Here is an 18052-nt window from a genome sequence, read left to right as displayed (position 1 = left end):
GAAATGCACCCTTCCCGCTCGTGGAGACGCCATGACCATCCTCGGCACCCAACTCAACACCCGTTCCCCGGAATACGCCGCCAACGCCGCGACCATGCTGGAGAACGTCCAGGACCTGCGCGCCCTGCTCGGCCGCATCCATGAAGGCGGCGGCGCCGCCGCCCAGGCCAAGCACACCGCGCGCGGCAAGCTGCTGGTGCGCGAGCGCATTAACCGCCTGCTCGATGCGGGCTCGCCCTTCCTCGAAGTCTCCGCCCTTGCCGCCCATGACGTGTACGGCGAAGACGTAGCCGCCGCCGGCGTGGTCGCCGGCATCGGCCGCGTCGAAGGCGTGGAATGCATGATTGTCGGCAACGACGCCACGGTTAAGGGCGGCAGTTACTACCCGCTGACCGTGAAGAAACACATCCGCGCGCAGACCATCGCCCAGCAGAACCGCCTGCCGTGCATCTACCTGGTGGACTCCGGCGGCGCCAACCTGCCGCGCCAGGACGAGGTCTTCCCCGACCGCGAGCACTTCGGCCGGATATTCTTCAACCAGGCCAACATGAGCGCCCAGGGCATCCCGCAGATCGCCGTGGTGATGGGCTCCTGCACCGCCGGCGGCGCCTACGTGCCGGCGATGAGCGACGAGACCATCATGGTGCGCAACCAGGCCACCATCTTCCTGGCCGGCCCGCCGCTGGTGAAGGCCGCCACCGGTGAGGTGGTCAGCGCCGAGGACCTGGGCGGCGCCGACGTGCACTGCAAGACCTCCGGCGTGGCCGACCACTACGCCGAGGACGACGAGCACGCGCTGGCCATCGCCCGCCGCTGCATCGCCAACCTCAACTGGACCAAGCAGGGCAAGCTCAACACCCTCGCCCCGCGCGCGCCGCTGTACCCGGCCGAAGAGCTGTACGGCGTGATTCCGGTGGACAGCAAGCAGCCCTTCGACGTGCGCGAGATCATCGCCCGCCTGGTCGACGGCAGCGAATTCGACGAGTTCAAGGCGCTGTTCGGGACCACCCTGGTGTGCGGCTTCGCCCACCTGCACGGCTACCCCGTCGCCATCCTCGCCAACAACGGCATCCTCTTCGCCGAAGCCGCGCAGAAAGGCGCGCACTTCATCGAACTGGCCTGCCAGCGCGGCATCCCGCTGGTGTTCCTGCAGAACATCACCGGCTTCATGGTCGGCCAGAAATACGAGGCCGGCGGCATCGCCAAGCACGGCGCCAAGCTGGTCACGGCGGTCGCCTGCGCCCAGGTGCCGAAGTTCACCGTGATCATCGGCGGCAGCTTCGGCGCCGGTAACTACGGCATGTGCGGCCGCGCCTACGACCCGCGCTTCCTGTGGATGTGGCCCAACGCACGCATCGGCGTGATGGGCGGCGAACAGGCCGCAGGCGTCTTGGCCCAGGTCAAGCGCGAGCAGGCCGAACGCGCCGGCAACGCGCTCTCCGCCGAGGAGGAAGCCAAGATCAAGGCACCGATCCTTGCCCAGTACGAGCGCCAGGGGCATCCCTACTATTCCAGCGCGCGCCTGTGGGACGACGGCGTGATCGACCCGGCGCAGACCCGCGAGGTCCTCGCCCTGGCCCTCTCCGCCTCCCTCAACGCGCCCATCGAGCCGACCCGGTTCGGCGTCTTCCGCATGTAAGGCCGCTGCCATGAGCGAATTCCAGAACATCCAGCTCGAGATCGATGCACGCGGCGTGGCCAGCCTCTGGCTGAACCGCCCGGACAAGAACAACGCCTTCAACGCCCAGACCATCGCCGAACTGATCCAGGCGCTGGACCTGGTCGCCGACGACGCCAAGGTGCGCCTGCTGGTCCTGCGTGGCCGTGGCAAGCACTTCTGCGGCGGCGCGGACCTGGCGTGGATGCAGGAAGCGGTCAAGCTGGACTACCAGGGCAACCTGGCCGACGCCCAGCAACTGGCCGAACTGCTGAACAACCTGCACCTGCTGAAGAAGCCGACCCTCGCCGTGGTGCAAGGCGCGGCCTTCGGCGGCGGCGTGGGCCTGGTGGCCTGCTGCGACATGGCCCTGGGCAGCGAGCAGGCGCAGTTCTGCCTGTCGGAAGTGCGCATCGGCCTGATCCCGGCGACCATCGGCCCCTTCGTCACCAAGGCCATCGGCCAGCGCGCGGCCACCCGCTACGCGCTCACCGCCGAGCGCTTCGGCGGCCAGCGCGCCCGTGAACTGGGCCTGCTGGACGAGTGCTACGCCGCAGAGGAACTCGACGAGAAGGTCGAGGCCTGGATCGCCAACCTGCTGAACAACAGTCCGGCCGCGCTGGTGGCCTGCAAGGCGCTGTTCCAGGAGATCGGCGCCGGCGAGCTGAGCCCCAACCTGCGCCGCTACACCGAAGCCGCCATCGCCCGCATCCGCATCAGCCCCGAGGGGCAGGAAGGCCTGCACGCCTTCCTCGAGAAGCGCAAGCCGGCCTGGCAGAACTGAGCCGCCACCACATCAGGAGCTAGAACAATGATTACGACCCTACTGGTGGCCAACCGCGGCGAGATCGCCTGCCGGGTGATGCGCACCGCCAAGGCCCTGGGCCTGACCACCGTGGCCGTGCACAGCGCCACCGACCGCAACGCCCGCCACGTCGAAGAGGCAGACATCGCCATCGACCTGGGCGGCGCCAAGCCGGCCGAGTCCTATCTGCGCGCCGATGCCGTGCTCGCTGCGGCGAAAGCCGCCGGCGCCCAGGCCATCCACCCCGGCTACGGCTTCCTCTCCGAGAACGCCGGCTTCGCCCGCGCCTGCGAAGAGGCCGGCCTGGTATTCCTCGGCCCGCCGGCCAGCGCCATCGACGCCATGGGCAGCAAGTCCGCGGCCAAGGCGCTGATGGAGGACGCCGGCGTGCCGCTGGTGCCCGGCTACCACGGCGAGGCCCAGGACTACGCGACCTTCCAGCGCGAGGCCGCGCGCATCGGCTACCCGGTGCTGCTCAAGGCCGCCGCCGGCGGTGGCGGCAAGGGCATGAAGATGGTCGAGCGCGAAAGCGAACTGGCCGAAGCCCTGGAGTCCGCCCAGCGTGAAGCCCAGTCCGGCTTCGGCGACTCGCGCATGTTGGTCGAGAAGTACCTGACCAAGCCGCGCCACGTGGAAATCCAGGTGTTCGCCGACAAGCACGGCAACTGCCTGTACCTCAACGAGCGCGACTGCTCGATCCAGCGCCGCCACCAGAAAGTGGTCGAGGAAGCGCCCGCCCCCGGCCTTTCCGTCGAGCTGCGTCGCGGCATGGGCGAAGCGGCTGTGCGCGCCGCCCAGGCCATCGGCTACGTCGGCGCCGGCACCGTGGAATTCCTCTACGACGAAGGCAGCAACCAGTTCTTCTTCATGGAGATGAACACCCGCCTGCAGGTGGAGCACCCGGTCACTGAAGCCATCACCGGCCTGGACCTCGTGGCCTGGCAAATCCGCGTCGCCCGTGGCGAGCCGCTGCCGATCACCCAGGAACAGGTGCCACTGAACGGCCACGCCATCGAAGTACGGCTGTACGCCGAGGACCCGGAAGGCGGCTTCCTGCCCGCCAGCGGCCACCTCGCGCTGTACCGCGAACCGCCGGCCGGCCCTGGCCGCCGCGTCGACAGCGGCATCCGCGAGGGCGACGAGATCTCGCCGTTCTACGATCCCATGCTGGCCAAGCTGATCGCCTGGGGCGAGAACCGTGAAGAAGCCCGCCAGCGGCTGCTGTCGATGCTCTGCGAAACCGCCGTCGGCGGCTTCAAGACCAACCTGGCGTTCCTCCGCCGCGTGCTGGCCCATCCGGCCTTCGCCGCCGCCGAACTGGACACCGGCTTCATCGCCCGTCACCAGGAGCAACTGCTGCCGGCCGCCAGCGCGCTGCCGGAAACCTTCTGGCAACTGGCCGGCGAAGCCTGGGCACAGAGCGAAGCCGAGCGCGTGCGCGGCGACGACGCCCACTCGCCATGGAGCTCCCGCGACGGCTGGCGCAGCGGCCTGCCGGGCGAAACCGACCTGCACCTGCTGGCGAAAGGCGAATCCCAGGTGGTGCGCCTGCGTCACGCCGACGGCGTGCGTGGCGCGCCCCTGAACGGCGAATGGCTGGACGTGGCGATTGGCGGGGTCCGTCGTCGTCACCTGGCCCTGCGCCAGGGCGACAGCCTGTACCTGGAATGGAACGGCGAGCTGGTGCAAGTGCGCCGCTTCGACGCCATCGCCGAAGCCGAAGCCGCCCACGCGCATCATGGTGGCCTGGGCGCGCCCATGAACGGCAGCATCGTGCGCATCCTGGTCGAGCCCGGCCAGGCGGTGGAAGCCGGCGCCGCCCTGGTGGTGCTGGAAGCCATGAAGATGGAACACAGCATTCGCGCGCCGCACGCCGGCGTGGTGAAATCGCTGTATTGCCGCGAAGGCGAGCTGGTTTCCGAAGGCACGTCGCTGGTGGAGCTGGAAGAAGCGTCGGCATAACTCCGGCGCCCCGTTCTTCGTAGGAGCGAGCTTGCTCGCGAACGCGTCGCACCATGAGCGTCCGGTGTGAAGCGGGTTCGCGAGCAAGCTCGCTCCTACAGGGGAAATTGCCCTTCGCCTGAACCTGAAGAGGACTATTCATGACTCTGCCAACATCCGTCCGCCTGGTCGAAGTCGGCCCGCGCGACGGCCTGCAGAACGAGAAGCAGCCCATCAGCGTCGCCGACAAGGTACGCCTGGTGGACGACCTGACCGCCGCCGGCCTCGCCTACGTCGAAGTCGGCAGCTTCGTCTCGCCCAAATGGGTGCCGCAGATGGCCGGCTCGGCCGAAGTCTTCGCCGGCATCCAGCAGAAACCGGGCATCACCTACGCCGCCCTGGCGCCCAACCTGAAGGGCTTCGAAGCCGCGCTGGAAGCCGGCGTGAAGGAAGTCGCGGTGTTCGCCGCTGCTTCCGAAGCCTTCTCGCAGAAGAACATCAACTGCTCGATCAAGGAGAGCCTGGAGCGCTTCGTGACGGTGATGGACGCCGCGCGCGAGCACGACATCCGCGTGCGCGGCTACGTCTCCTGCGTGCTGGGCTGCCCCTACCAGGGCGAGGTGGACCTGCAGCAGGTCGCTGCCGTCGCCGCCGAACTGGATGCGATGGGCTGCTATGAAGTCTCGCTGGGCGACACCATCGGCGTCGGCACCGCCGGCGCGTCGCGCAAGATGTTCGAAGTGGTCGGTGCGCGCGTGCCGCGCGAGCGCCTTGCCGGGCACTTCCACGACACCTACGGCCAGGCCCTGGCGAACATCTACGCCAGCCTGCTCGAAGGCATCGCGGTGTTCGACAGCTCGGTCGCCGGCCTCGGCGGCTGCCCCTACGCCAAGGGCGCCACCGGCAACGTCGCCACCGAAGACGTGCTCTACCTGCTCAACGGCCTGGGCATCCACACCGGCATTGACCTGGACAAGCTGATCGACGCCGGCCAACGCATCTGCACGGTGCTCGACAAGCCCAACGGCTCGCGCGTGGCCCGCGCGCGCCTGGCAAAAGCCTGATCCCAACCTTGTAGGAGCGGACCTTGTCCGCGAATCGCGGGCATGGCCCGCTCCTACAGGGGCATGGAGGTTGAGATTTTCGCGGATAAGATCCGCTCCTACGAATAACCGCTCCGCTCGCCGACCCTCCCTGCTGACCCGCCCACCACATCCCGGTAGAGTGCGCCCTCGTGTTTACTTTCGCGGCCGGGCCCAGCATGACCGACACCTACTCCCTCACGGACTACCAGAGCGTGCGCCAGCTGGCGATCCGTTCGCTGTTCGAGATCTTCGAGCAGTTCAGCGAGGGGACGCTGATCGTCGACCGCGAGGCGCGCATCGTCTGGATCAACCAACGCTACGCCCAGCGCTTCGGCCTGGAGAATGCCGAACAGGCCATCGGCCGCCCGGTGGAACAGGTGATCCCCGGCAGCCTGATGCGCGAAGTGGTCAGCAGCGGCCGGCCGATGCTGCTCGACATCCTCGACATGCCCAAGGACCCGCTGGTGGTCATGCGCATGCCGATCCGCGACGACGCCGGCCAGGTCATCGGCGGTATCGGCTTCGCCCTGTTCGACGAGCTGCGCTCGCTGTCGCCGCTGCTCACGCGCTACCAGCGCATGCAGGCCGAACTGGCCTCGACCCGCTCGCTGCTGCAGGCGCGCCAGGCCAAGTACAGCCTCGCGCACTTCATCGGCAACAGCCCGGCGAGCCTGGAGATCAAGCGCCGCGCCCGGCGTGGCGCGGCCAGCGACGCGCCGGTGCTGCTGCTGGGCGAGACCGGCACCGGCAAGGAACTGCTCGCCCACGCCATCCATAGCGCCTCGGCGCGGGCCAACAAGCCCTTCGTCAGCATCAACGCCGCGGCCATCCCGGAAACCCTGCTGGAAGCCGAGTTCTTCGGCACCGCGCCGGGCGCCTTCACCGGCGCCGACCGCAAGGGCCGTCCGGGCAAGCTGCAGATCGCCCAGGGCGGCACCCTATTCCTCGACGAGATCGGCGACATGCCCCTGCCGCTGCAGAGCAAGCTGCTGCGCGTGCTGCAGGAGAAGGAATTCGAGCCGGTGGGCTCCAACGAAGTGCTGCGCAGTGATATTCGCCTGGTCGCAGCGACCTCCATCGACCTCGACAAGGCGATGCGCGAAGGCCGTTTCCGCGCCGACCTCTACTACCGCATCAACGTGCTGCCCATCGAGATCCCGCCGCTGCGTGAGCGCCTGGAAGACCTGCCGGCACTGTGCGAGGCGATCCTCGACGACCTGCGCGAGGACCACCACGCGCTCTACGAACTGGACAGCGCCGCCCTCGCCCTGCTCGCCCGCCACGCCTGGCCGGGCAACGTGCGCGAGCTGCGCAACCTGTTGGAACGCACGGTGCTGCTCAATGACGGCAATCAGCTCGACGCCGAATCCCTGCGCGCAGCCCTCGGCCCACTGCAACCCGTGCCGCAACAGTCCAACGCGACAAGCCCGCTGCTGGCGCCGGACCAGGATTTCTACGCCGCCCGCGACGCCTTCGAGCGCGAGCTGATCGCCGGCGTGCTGGAGGAGTACGCCGGCAACGTCGATGCAGCAGCCAAGCGTCTGGGCCTGGGCCGTTCCACGCTCTACAAGAAGCTCGCCGCCCTTGGGCTTTCGTCCTGATTTAGAGACTTGTCTGCGTTTTGAGACTTGGACGATTCCTCTGAATCCTGGGGCGAACTCAAGTTCTGTCTCCGTTTAGAGACAAAATAGTTTCCTCAAGCACCAATAGACTATAAATATCCTTTAAAAACAAATACTTAAGACACTGGCACGGTTCTCGCTATGTCGCCACCTGCGGCCATCCGCCGCACGCCGACATAACAACAACCAACGACGTCCGCGTCCGAACGCTACCCACGGGGTCATCGGCCCACCCCGGTTCGCGATGCGCAACGCCAGGAGTCCCCGCGACATGAGCCCTTCCCCGCTCGCCCGTGCCACCGCCCTCGCCGCCCTTGGCGCCAGCCTGGGCGTTCCGCTGCAAGCCCACGCCGAGTTCATCGCCGACAGCAAGGCCAGCCTCGAACTGCGTAATTTCTACTTCAACCGTGACTTCCGCCAGGACGCCGCCCCCCAGTCGAAACAGGAAGAGTGGGCGCAGGGCTTCCTGCTGCGCTACGAGTCCGGCTATACCGACGGCACCATCGGTGTGGGCGTCGATGCCTTGGGCCTGCTCGGCGTGAAGCTCGACTCCAGCCCCGACCGCGCCGGCTCCGGCCTGCTGCCGCGCGACCGCGAGAAGGTCAATGGCGCCGCCGACGACTACAGCGAACTCGGCCTGACCGCCAAGCTGCGCGCCTCGAAGAGCGTGCTCAAGATCGGCACCCTGCTGCCCAAGCTGCCTACCGTCCTGGCCAACGACAGCCGCCTGCTGCCGCAGACCTTCCAGGGCGCCTACCTGAACTCCACCGAGCTGGCCGGGCTGAATATCGATGCCGGCCAGCTGCGCCAGGTGAGCCAGCGCGACTCCTCGGACAGCGAGGACATGACCGTCACCACCGGCAGCGCACGCGGCATAGTCGCCAGCGGCACCAGCGACCGCTTCGACTTCGGCGGCCTGACCTACCAGTGGACGCCGCAGCTGAGCACCGCCTACCACTACGCGAAGCTCGAGGACCTCTACGACCAGCACGTGCTCAACCTCGTCCACGTGCTGCCGATCGCCCAGGGCCAGTCGCTGAAGACCGACCTGCGCTACGCCCGCTCGGAAGACGACGGCCGCAGCAACGTCGACAACCGCGCCTTCGGTGCCATGCTCACCTACAAAGTCGGGGCGCATGCCTTCGGCGCCGGCTACCAGTCCATGAGCGGCGACACCGGCTACGCCTACATCGGCGGCACCGACGCCTTCCTGGTCAACTTCGTGCAGATCGGCGACTTCGCCAACCGCGACGAGAAATCCTGGCAGGCGCGCTACGACTACGACTTCGCCGCCCTCGGCGTGCCGGGCCTGACCTTCATGACCCGCTACCTGTCCGGCGACAACATCGAACTGGGCGCCGGCAAGCCCGAAGGCGAGGAATGGGAACGCGATACCGACATCGGCTACGTGGTGCAGAGCGGTCCGCTGAAGAACTTCGGCGTGAAATGGCGCAATGCGACCGTGCGTTCGAGCCACTTCGGCAACGACCTGGACGAGAACCGTCTGATCCTCAGCTACGTGCTGCCGCTCTGGTAAGCCGCGCGCCGCAACCCGTACAACAATAACCACGCGCGGCTCGCACGCCGCGCGACCCAGGAGAACCGCCCCATGAGCGTGGTCATCGCCCTCGCTGCCCTTGCCCTGCTGATGCTCGCCGCCTACCGCGGCTACAGCGTCATCCTCTTCGCCCCCATCGCGGCGCTGCTCGCCGTGCTGCTCACCGATCCGTCCGCCGTGGCGCCGACCTTCACCGGCGTGTTCATGGAGAAGATGGTCGGCTTCGTGAAGCTGTACTTCCCGGTGTTCCTGCTCGGCGCCGTGTTCGGCAAGCTGATCGAGCTGTCGGGCTTCTCGCGCTCGATCGTCGCGGCGGCCATCCGCCTGCTCGGCACCAGCCAGGCCATGCTGGTCATCGTGCTGGTCTGCGCCCTGCTGACCTACGGCGGCGTCTCGCTGTTCGTGGTGGTGTTCGCGGTGTACCCGTTTGCCGCCGAGATGTTCCGCCAGAGCAACATCCCCAAGCGGCTGATCCCGGCGACCATCGCCCTGGGCGCCTTCACCTTCACCATGGACGCGCTGCCCGGCACGCCGCAGATCCAGAACATCATCCCCACCACCTTCTTCAACACCAACGGCTGGGCAGCGCCCTGGCTGGGCCTGATCGGCAGCCTGTTCGTCTTCGCCGCCGGCATGCTCTTCCTGCGCCGCCAGCTGAACCGCGCGCAGGCGCGTGGCGAAGGCTACGGCAGCGAGCTGCGCAACGAGCCGGAAACCGCCGCCAACATCGCCCTGCCCAATCCCCTGCTGGCCCTCGCGCCGCTGGTGCTGGTGGGCGTGGCCAACCTGGCCTTCACCCACTGGATTCCGCAGCTCTACGGCAAGAGCCACAGCCTGCAACTCGCCGGCATGGCTGCGCCCGTGGTCAGCGACGTCAGCAAGCTGACCGGCATCTGGGCGGTCCAGGCAGCGCTGCTGCTGGGCATCCTCCTGGTGCTCTTCACCAGCTTCGGCGCCGTGCGCAGCCGCCTCGCCGAAGGCAGCAAGACCGCCGTGTCCGGCGCGTTGCTGGCGGCCATGAACACCGCCTCGGAATACGGCTTCGGCGCTGTCATCGCCTCGCTGCCGGGCTTCCTGGTGCTGGCTGATGCGCTCAAGAGCATTCCCAACCCGCTGGTCAACGAGGCCATCACCGTGACCGCCCTGGCCGGCATCACCGGTTCCGCGTCGGGCGGCATGAGTATCGCGCTGGCGGCCATGTCCGAGCAGTTCATCGCCGCCGCCCACGCCGCCAACATCCCGCTGGAAGTGCTGCACCGCGTCGCCTCGATGGCCAGCGGCGGCATGGACACGCTGCCGCACAACGGCGCCGTGATCACCCTGCTGGCGGTCACCGGCCTGACCCACCGCGAAGCCTACAAGGACATCTTCGCCATCACCCTGATCAAGACCCTGGCGGTGTTCCTCGTCATCGCAGTGTTCTATACCACTGGGATCGTCTGATCCCATTCACCGGGCGGCCCAGCGCCGGCCGCCCCGCAAGGCAGGAGAAATTCCATGACCCTCAAAGGCAAGACCGCACTGGTCACCGGTTCCACCAGCGGCATCGGCCTGGGCATCGCCCTGAGCCTGGCCCGCGCCGGTGCGGACATTCTGCTCAACGGCTTCGGCAACCCCGCGCCGGCGCTGCAGGCGGTGGCCGACTGCGGCGTGCGGGTGGAGCACCATCCGGCGGACATGTCGAACCCCGAGCAGATCGCCGAGATGGTGGAATTCGCCCAGGCACGCTTCGGCCGCGTCGACATTCTGGTGAACAACGCCGGCATCCAGCATGTGGCGCCCATCGAGGAATTCCCGGTGGAACGCTGGGACTCGATCCTCGCCATCAACCTGTCCTCGGCCTTCCACACCACACGCCTGCTGTTGCCGGGCATGCGCGAGCGCAACTGGGGGCGGATCATCAACATCGCCTCGGCCCACGGCCTGGTCGGCTCGGCACAGAAGAGCGCCTACGTGGCCGCCAAGCATGGCCTGGTCGGACTGACCAAGGTGGTCGCCCTGGAAACCGCCACCACCGGCGTCACCTGCAACGCCATCTGCCCCGGCTGGGTACTGACGCCGCTGGTGCAACAGCAGATCGATATGCGCATCAGCGCAGGCGCCAGCCCAGCCGAAGCCAGCGAAGCGCTGCTGGCGGAGAAGCAGCCGTCGCTGGACTTCGTCACCCCCGAGCAACTCGGCGCTCTCGCGGTGTTCCTCTGCAGCGAGGCGGCCGACCAGGTGCGCGGCGCGGCCTGGAACATGGACGGCGGCTGGCTCGCGCGCTGAGCCGTGCCGTCTCGCCTTCGGGCGTGCCATGCTTATTGGCATCGCCCGAATCGGATGTTGGAGAGACCTCGATGAACCAGCCGCTGTGGACGCCCTCCGCCGAACGCGTCGCCGCCACCCGGATGGACGCCTTCCGCCGCCAGGTCAACCAGCGCTTCGGCCTGGACCTGCCCGACTACGCCGCCCTGCACGCCTGGAGCATCGCCGAGCGCGAGGCCTTCTGGTCACTGATCGCCGAAGACCTCGGCCTGCGCCTGCACAGCCCGGCCAGCGCCGTGCTCGAAGAAGGCGCGGCGATGCCCGATGCACGCTGGTTCCCCGGCGCCACCCTGAACTTCGCCGAGCACCTGCTGCGCCGCCGCGACCACCAGCCGGCACTGATTGCGGTCGGCGAGGACGAGTCTCGCGAAGTGCTCAGCCACGCCGAGCTGGCCGCGCAGGTCGCCGGCCTGCAGCGCAGCCTGCGCGATGCGGGCGTGGGCGTTGGCGACCGCGTCGCCGCCTTCATGCCCAACACCTGGCAAACGGTGGTCGGCATGCTCGCCGCCACCAGCCTGGGCGCCACCTGGTCGAGCTGCTCGCCGGACTTCGGCACCCAGGGCGTGATCGACCGCTTCGGCCAGATCGAACCCAAGGTGCTGATCGCCTGCGCGGGTTACCGCTACGCCGGCAAGACGCTGGACCTCACCGCCAAGCTCAACGAGATCCTCGAACGCCTGCCGAGCCTGCAGCAACTGGTGATCGTCCCCTACGCCCGCCCCTCAGCGCGCGCCGAGGACTACCGCACGCCGGCAAAGGTCAGCCTGTGGCAGGACTTCTACCGCAGCGGCGGCGAGCCGGAATTCACCCCGCTGCCCTTCGCCCATCCGCTGTACATCCTCTACTCCTCCGGCACCACCGGCGTGCCCAAGTGCATCGTCCACGGCGCCGGCGGGCTGTTGCTGCAGCACTACAAGGAACACGCGCTGCACACCGACCTCGGCGCGGACGACACGCTGTTCTACTACACCACCTGCGGCTGGATGATGTGGAACTGGCTGGTCTCCGGCCTGCTGGTCGGCGCCACCCTGGTGCTCTACGACGGCTCGCCCTTCCACCCAGGCCCGGAGCGTTTGATCGACCTGATCGACGCCGAGAACATCAGAGTCTTCGGCACCAGCGCCAAGTACATCGCAGCGCTGGAGAAGGCCAACGTCCGCCCGCGCCATACCCACGACCTGGAGCGCCTTAAGACCATCCTCTCGACCGGCTCGCCGCTGGCCCACGAGAGCTTCGACTACGTCTACCGCGACTTCAAACCCGAGGTCTGCCTGTCGTCGATCTCCGGCGGCACCGACATCGTCTCCTGCTTCGCCCTCGGCAACCCGGCCGCCCCGGTGTGGCGCGGCGAACTGCAATGCAAGGGCCTGGGCATGGCGGTGGAGGTCTGGAACGACGCCGGCCAGCCGGTGCATGGCGAGAAAGGCGAGCTGGTCTGCGTGAAGCACTTCCCGTCGATGCCGGTGGGCTTCTGGAATGACGCCAGCGGCGAGAAATTCCACGACGCCTACTTCGCCACCTTCCCCGGCGTCTGGGCCCACGGCGACTACGCCGAGGAAACCGAACACGGCGGGCTGATCATCCACGGCCGCTCGGACGCGGTGCTCAACCCCGGCGGCGTGCGCATCGGCACGGCGGAAATCTACCGCCAGGTGGAGAAGATCGAGGAAGTGCTGGAATCCATCGCCATCGGCCAGGACTGGCAGGGCGACGTGCGCGTGGTGCTGTTCGTGCGCCTGCGCGAAGGCATCGCGCTGAACGAGACCCTGTGTGAACGCATCCGCCAGACCATCCGCAGCAACACCACGCCGCGCCACGTCCCGGCGAAGATCCTCGCGGTGGCCGACATCCCGCGCACCATCAGCGGCAAGATCGTCGAACTGGCGGTGCGCAACATCATCCACGGCCGCCCGGTGAAGAACACCGATGCGCTGGCCAACCCAGAAGCGCTGGAGCTGTACCGGGACTTGGAAGCGCTGCGGACGTGACCCTACCTGTAGGAGCGAGCTTGCTCGCGAACGGGCTGTGTGCCGAAGCGGTTCGCGAGCAAGCTCGCTCCTACGAAAAGCCTGTAGCCGTGGGGCGTACAACCGTTCGCGGTTGTACGCCGTCTAGCCGATGTCTCAGCCTCGCAGGAAGCCCAGCACTTTCTGGCTGAACGCATCGCCGGCCTGCACGTTCGACAGGTGCGCCGCGTGGAACTCCACCAACTCGGCGCCGGCAATGCGTTCCTGCATGAAGCGGCCGTGCTCGGTGGTGGTCACCGGGTCGCCGCTGCCGCAGACCACCAGGGTCGGCGCGCGAATTGCGCCCAACTGCTCGCGGAAGTCGGCGTCGCGCACGGCGGCGCAGTTGGCTGCGTAACCTTGCGGCGAAGTCTGCGCGAGCATGGCCACGATGGGTTCGACCTTGCCCGGCTCGGCAGCGGCGAAATCGGGGGTGAACCAACGCGAGATGGAGGCGTCGCGCAGGTCGCGCATGGCCTGCAGACCGCCGGCGAGCACGCTGTCGATGCGTGGGTTCCAGACCTCGGGGGTGCCGATCTTGGCGGCGGTGTTGCACAGCACCAGACGCTCGATGCGCTCGGGCGCGTTGATCGCCAGCCACTGGCCGATCAGGCCGCCCATGGACAGGCCGCAGAAGCTCGCCTTGGCGATATCCAGCGCGTCCAGCAAGGCCAGCACGTCGCGACCATTCTGCTCGATGCTGTAGGGGCCTTCGGTCACCAGCGAGGCACCGTGGCCGCGGGTGTCGTAGCGCAGCACCTGGAAGTGCTGGGTGAAGGCCTGAACCTGCGCGTCCCACATGTGCAGGTCGGTGCCCAGCGAGTTGGACAGCACCAGCACCGGCGCGCCGGCCGGGCCTTCGAGGAGGTAGTTCAGTTCGCCATCGGCGAGTTTGACGGTAGGCATCGGGAACTCCCGTAGATCATGAACGACGCCCGCTCGAGGGCGGGCGCCGGGATTGTCGCTCATTTACTAGGTCCCCGCGTTCGCGGGGAAGACGGGAGAAATACCCCAGCTTCCACCGTCACTCCCGCGAACGCGGGAGCCCGGCAACTTGGCTCAAACGCGCTCGACAGCCAGGGCCACGCCCTGCCCCACACCCACGCACATGGTGCACAGGCCGCGCTGGCCGCCGCTCTTCTCCAGCTGGTGCACGGCGGTCAGGACCAGGCGTGCGCCGCTGGCGCCCAGCGGGTGGCCGAGGGCGATGGCGCCGCCGTTCGGGTTCACCCGGGCGTCGTCGTCGGCGATACCCAGTTCGCGGGTCACGGCCAGGCCCTGGGCGGCAAAAGCTTCGTTCAGTTCGATGACATCGAAGTCGGCGACCGACAGGTTCAGGCGCTCCAGCAGCTTGCGTACCGCCGGCACCGGACCGATGCCCATGACGCGCGGCGCGACGCCGGCGCTGGCCATGCCCAGCACTTTCGCGCGAGCTTTCAGGCCGTGCTTTTTCACCGCTTCGGCGGAGGCCAGGATCAGCGCCACCGAGCCGTCGTTTACACCCGAGGCGTTGCCGGCGGTGACGGTCTTGTCCGGGCCGTTGACCGGTTTGAGTTTGGCCAGGGCTTCGAGGGTGGTGTCCGGGCGCAGATGCTCGTCGGCATCCACCACGGTTTCACCCTTCTTGCCCTTGATCACCACCGGGACGATTTCCTCGGCGAAGTAGCCGGCGGCCTGGGCGCGCCCGGCCAGCTGCTGGCTACGCAGGGCGAAGGCGTCCTGGTCGGCGCGGCTGACCTTGTAGTCGTCGGCGACGTTGTCGGCGGTTTCCGGCATGGCGTCCACGCCGTACTGGGCCTTCATCAGCGGGTTGATGAAGCGCCAGCCGATGGTGGTGTCCTCGATCTTCTGGCCACGGCCGAAGGCGCTTTCCGCCTTGCCCATGACATAAGGCGCGCGGGACATCGACTCGACGCCGCCGGCGATGACCAGCTCGGCCTCGCCGCTGGCGATGGCACGGAAGGCGGTGCCCACGGCGTCCATGCCCGAGGCGCACAGGCGGTTGAGGGTCACGCCGGGCACGCTTTCCGGCAGGCCGGCCAGCAGCAGCGCCATGCGCGCGACGTTGCGGTTGTCTTCGCCGGCCTGGTTGGCGCAGCCGAGGTAGACCTCGTCCAGCTGGCTCCAGTCGACCTGCGGGTTGCGCTCGACCAGGGCCTTGACCGGCACGGCGGCCAGGTCGTCGGCGCGCACCGCCGCGAGCGAACCGCCGAAGCGGCCGATCGGCGTGCGCACGGCGTCGCAGATGTAGACTTCGCGGCTCATTCCTCACCCCCTTGCTGGCCGTGGGCGGCCGCGGTGCGGGCTTCCAGGGCGCGCAGGGCTTCCAGCTCGACCTCGGTGGGCGCGGCGGTTTCCTTGACCTGCTCGGCGAAGCGGATCGCCCAGCCGGTGTTCTCGATCACTTGCTCGCGGGTGACGCCCGGGTGCAGCGAAGTGACGATGAATTCGTTGCTGCCGGCTTCCGGCTCCATGATGCAGAGGTCGGTGATGATCGCCACCGGACCCTTGCCCGGCAGGCCGAGCTGCTTGCGGTGGTCGCCGCCTTCGCCGTGGCCGACCGAGGTGATGAAGGCCAGCTTGTCGACGAAGGTGCGGTGCGACTGCTTGAGGATGATCAGCACTTCCTTGGCGGAACCGGCGATCTCCGGGGCGCCGCCGGCGCCGGGCAGGCGCACTTTCGGCTTGTTGTAGTCGCCGATGACGGTGGTGTTGATGTTGCCGAAGCGGTCGACCTGGGCCGCGCCCAGGAAGCCGACGTCGATACGGCCGCCCTGCAGCCAGTAGCGGAAGATCTCGCCGGTGGGCACTACGGTGTCGGCGGTTTCGGCCAGCTCGCCGTCACCGATGGACAGCGGCAGCACCGTGGGCTTGGCGCCGATGGGGCCAGATTCGTAGATCAGGACCACGTCCGGGGACGAAGTCAGGCGCGCCAGGTTCGCGGCCTTGGACGGCAGGCCGATGCCGACGAAGCAGACCGCGCCGTTCTTCAGGCGGCGGGCGGCGGCCACGGTCATCATTTCATTGGTGCTATAGGCGCTCATTACTTGCCCTCCGCGATCTTGGCTTGGAACTCGCTGAAATCCTTGGTCCCGCGGATGTACTCGTCGATCCAGGCGGTGAAGGTCTCACGGTCGCGGGCAATCGGGTCCCAGGCCTGGTAGAAGCGGTTGTCGCGCTCGTAGTAGCCGTGGGCGTAGGACGGGTGCGAACCGCCGGGGACGTGGCAGACCGCGCTCAGCGCCCAGGTCGGCAGCACACAGGAGTTCATCGGCGCGTTCAGGTCATCGACAATCTCTTCGACGGTGACGATGCAGCGCTTGGCAGCCAGGGCGGCCTCCTTCTGCACGCCGAGGATGCCCCACAGCAGGACGTTGCCCTTGCGGTCGGCCTTCTGCGCGTGGATCACGGTGACGTCCGGGCGCACCGAAGGCACGGCAGCCAGTTGCTCGCCGGTGAACGGGCAGTTGATGAACTTGATGTTCGGGTTGACCTTCGGCAGGTCGGAGCCGGCGTAGGCGCGCAGCACCGCGAACGGCAGGCCCGAGGCGCCGGCGACGTAGGAGTTGGCGAGGTCCGCGTGGCTGTGCTCGTCGATCTCCAGGGCGTTCGGCCAGCCCTTCTCCACCGCGTCGCGCAGGCGGTGCAGCGAACCCACGCCGGGGTTGCCGCCCCAGGAGAAGGTCAGCTTGCGCGCGCAGCCGGCACCGATCAGCAGGTCGTAGACCAGGTCGGGGGTCATGCGCACCAGGTGCAGGTCTTTCTTGCCCTGGCGGATGATTTCGTGGGAGGCGGCGGTGGGGATCAGGTGGGTGAAGCCTTCGAGGGCGACGGTATCGCCGTCGTTCACGAAACGCTCGACCGCTTCGCGGAGGGTCAGGAGTTCAGCCATTGCTCGGTCTCGTCTTGTCGTTCAGGGCATCCGGGGATGCCGATGGAGAGACAGTAGCGCCGTGGCTGGCGGTCAAACAATGCGATTATCGACTATCGGTGCGGTTATCGAACACTTCTACGGTTCCAAACCTGTAGGAGCGAGCTTGCTCGCGAACCAAACTCGCCGCGAAGCGGTTCGCGAGCAAGCTCGCTCCTACGTGTTTTCTGGGTCCCCGCGTTCGCGGGGATGACGTAGGGTAAAACGAACCTGAATCCCGTCACTCCCGCGAACGCGGGAGCCCAAAGACAGTTGTTCCTGCGAAGACCAGGGCTCCTTAATGGTCCTGCTCGCAGTTCACCATCCACGGCACCCCGAAGCGGTCGGTGAACATGCCGAAGGCCGCTGCCCAGAAGGTCTGTTGCAGCGGCATGCCGACCTGGCCGCCTTCGCTCAGGGCGTCGAAGATGCGCTTGGCTTCGGCCTTGCTGTCGACGTTCAGCGAGACGGACACACCCTTGGTGCCTTCATAGGGCATCGGCGGGCAGTTGTCCGAGCCCATCAGCACCTGGTCGCCCACTTCCAGGCGCACGTGCATCACGAGATTGCTCGAACCGGGCGGCATCTGGCCCTGGTCCGGCGCATCGCCGAAGTGCATCAGCATGGGAATGTTGCCGCGCAGCACCTCGGCGTAGCGCTTGAAGGCTTCTTCGCAGTTGCCGTCGAAAATCAGGTAGGTGTTGATCTTCATGAGGGGTCTCGTTCCGCTCAGGCCTTGCCGGCCAGTTGGGCGCGCAGGCGTTCTTCCTGTTCGCGCAGTTCTGGGGTGAATTCGGCACCGAAATCCTCGGCCTCGAAGACCTGGCGGATCTCGATCTCGGAGGGGATATCGAAGGGATTTGGGCTGCGCTTGATCCAGTCGATGCACTCCTGCAGCGAGTCGCACTGCAGCATCCAGAAGCCGGCGATCAGCTCGTGGGTTTCAGTGAAGGGGCCGTCGATGACCGTTCGCGTGGCGCCGTCGAAACGCACCCGCGCCCCCTTCGAACTGGGATGCAGGCCGTCGCCGCCGAGCATCACACCGGCCGCGACCAGCTCCTCGTTGAACTTGCCCATGGCTGCCAGCAGCTCTTCCTTGGGCATGACGCCGGCTTCGGAGTCGGCGGTGGCACGGACTATCGCCATGAAGCGCATATCGGT

15 protein-coding genes are annotated in these 18052 nt (G+C 67.6%); 9 read left to right on the top strand and 6 right to left on the bottom strand.

Features of this window, described 5'->3' with window-relative positions:
• Positions 1–31 precede the first annotated feature (31 nt).
• From ACA097_RS26005 to ACA097_RS25965, 9 genes are all read left to right on the top strand, one after another.
• Positions 32–1639, top strand: a complete 1608-nt coding sequence (locus ACA097_RS26005) for a carboxyl transferase domain-containing protein (protein WP_043252793.1) — start codon at positions 32–34, stop codon at positions 1637–1639.
• Positions 1640–1649: 10 nt separating this feature from the next.
• Positions 1650–2441, top strand: coding sequence for a gamma-carboxygeranoyl-CoA hydratase (locus tag ACA097_RS26000; protein ID WP_371366998.1), 792 nt, complete (start codon positions 1650–1652; stop codon positions 2439–2441).
• 27 nt (positions 2442–2468) lie between these two features.
• On the top strand, positions 2469–4424 hold the full coding sequence (locus ACA097_RS25995; RefSeq protein ID WP_371366996.1) for an acetyl-CoA carboxylase biotin carboxylase subunit: 1956 nt from the start codon (positions 2469–2471) through the stop codon (positions 4422–4424).
• 140 nt (positions 4425–4564) lie between these two features.
• A complete protein-coding gene (locus ACA097_RS25990; protein ID WP_371366994.1) occupies positions 4565–5467 on the top strand; it encodes a hydroxymethylglutaryl-CoA lyase in 903 nt (300 codons plus the stop codon).
• 197 nt (positions 5468–5664) lie between these two features.
• On the top strand, positions 5665–7089 hold the full coding sequence (locus ACA097_RS25985) for a sigma-54-dependent Fis family transcriptional regulator (protein WP_160287327.1): 1425 nt from the start codon (positions 5665–5667) through the stop codon (positions 7087–7089).
• 292 nt (positions 7090–7381) lie between these two features.
• Entirely contained in the window at positions 7382–8647 is a 1266-nt protein-coding gene (locus ACA097_RS25980) for an OprD family porin (protein WP_371366991.1), read from the top strand.
• Between the two features lie 72 nt (positions 8648–8719).
• Complete coding sequence (locus ACA097_RS25975) at positions 8720–10111, top strand: GntP family permease (RefSeq protein ID WP_371366988.1); 1392 nt, start codon at positions 8720–8722, stop codon at positions 10109–10111.
• Positions 10112–10165: 54 nt separating this feature from the next.
• Positions 10166–10936, top strand: a complete 771-nt coding sequence (locus ACA097_RS25970; RefSeq protein ID WP_371366986.1) for a 3-hydroxybutyrate dehydrogenase — start codon at positions 10166–10168, stop codon at positions 10934–10936.
• A gap of 71 nt (positions 10937–11007) precedes the next feature.
• Positions 11008–12963 carry an acetoacetate--CoA ligase gene (locus tag ACA097_RS25965; RefSeq protein ID WP_371366984.1) on the top strand — a complete coding sequence of 652 codons (1956 nt, stop codon included), beginning with the start codon at positions 11008–11010 and terminating at the stop codon, positions 12961–12963.
• Positions 12964–13098: 135 nt separating this feature from the next.
• On the opposite strand, the gene pcaD is transcribed toward ACA097_RS25965, so the two are convergent.
• From pcaD to ACA097_RS25935, 6 genes are all read right to left on the bottom strand, one after another.
• Positions 13099–13887 carry a 3-oxoadipate enol-lactonase gene (gene pcaD, locus ACA097_RS25960; protein WP_371366982.1) on the bottom strand — a complete coding sequence of 263 codons (789 nt, stop codon included), beginning with the start codon at positions 13885–13887 and terminating at the stop codon, positions 13099–13101.
• Between the two features lie 153 nt (positions 13888–14040).
• Positions 14041–15246, bottom strand: coding sequence for a 3-oxoadipyl-CoA thiolase (gene pcaF / locus ACA097_RS25955; RefSeq protein WP_371366980.1), 1206 nt, complete (start codon positions 15244–15246; stop codon positions 14041–14043).
• Positions 15243–16025, bottom strand: a complete 783-nt coding sequence (locus ACA097_RS25950; protein ID WP_043252820.1) for a CoA-transferase subunit beta — start codon at positions 16023–16025, stop codon at positions 15243–15245. The genes pcaF and ACA097_RS25950 overlap by 4 nt, the downstream gene beginning before the upstream one ends.
• On the bottom strand, positions 16025–16873 hold the full coding sequence (locus tag ACA097_RS25945) for a CoA transferase subunit A (protein WP_043252822.1): 849 nt from the start codon (positions 16871–16873) through the stop codon (positions 16025–16027). Before ACA097_RS25945 ends, ACA097_RS25950 begins: the two co-directional genes overlap by 1 nt.
• Positions 16874–17189: 316 nt before the next feature.
• Positions 17190–17603, bottom strand: coding sequence for a VOC family protein (locus ACA097_RS25940; protein ID WP_371366977.1), 414 nt, complete (start codon positions 17601–17603; stop codon positions 17190–17192).
• A 17-nt stretch (positions 17604–17620) separates the two neighbouring features.
• Positions 17621–18046 carry a YciI family protein gene (locus tag ACA097_RS25935; RefSeq protein ID WP_371366975.1) on the bottom strand — a complete coding sequence of 142 codons (426 nt, stop codon included), beginning with the start codon at positions 18044–18046 and terminating at the stop codon, positions 17621–17623.
• Positions 18047–18052 lie beyond the last annotated feature (6 nt).

The sequence above is a fragment of the Pseudomonas sp. QL9 genome, from assembly GCF_041409665.1.
In the GTDB taxonomy this organism is placed as follows: Bacteria; Pseudomonadota; Gammaproteobacteria; order Pseudomonadales; family Pseudomonadaceae; genus Pseudomonas; species Pseudomonas knackmussii.
Note: the sequence above shows the minus strand (reverse complement) of the source record. Positions and strands in the feature narration are given on the sequence as shown.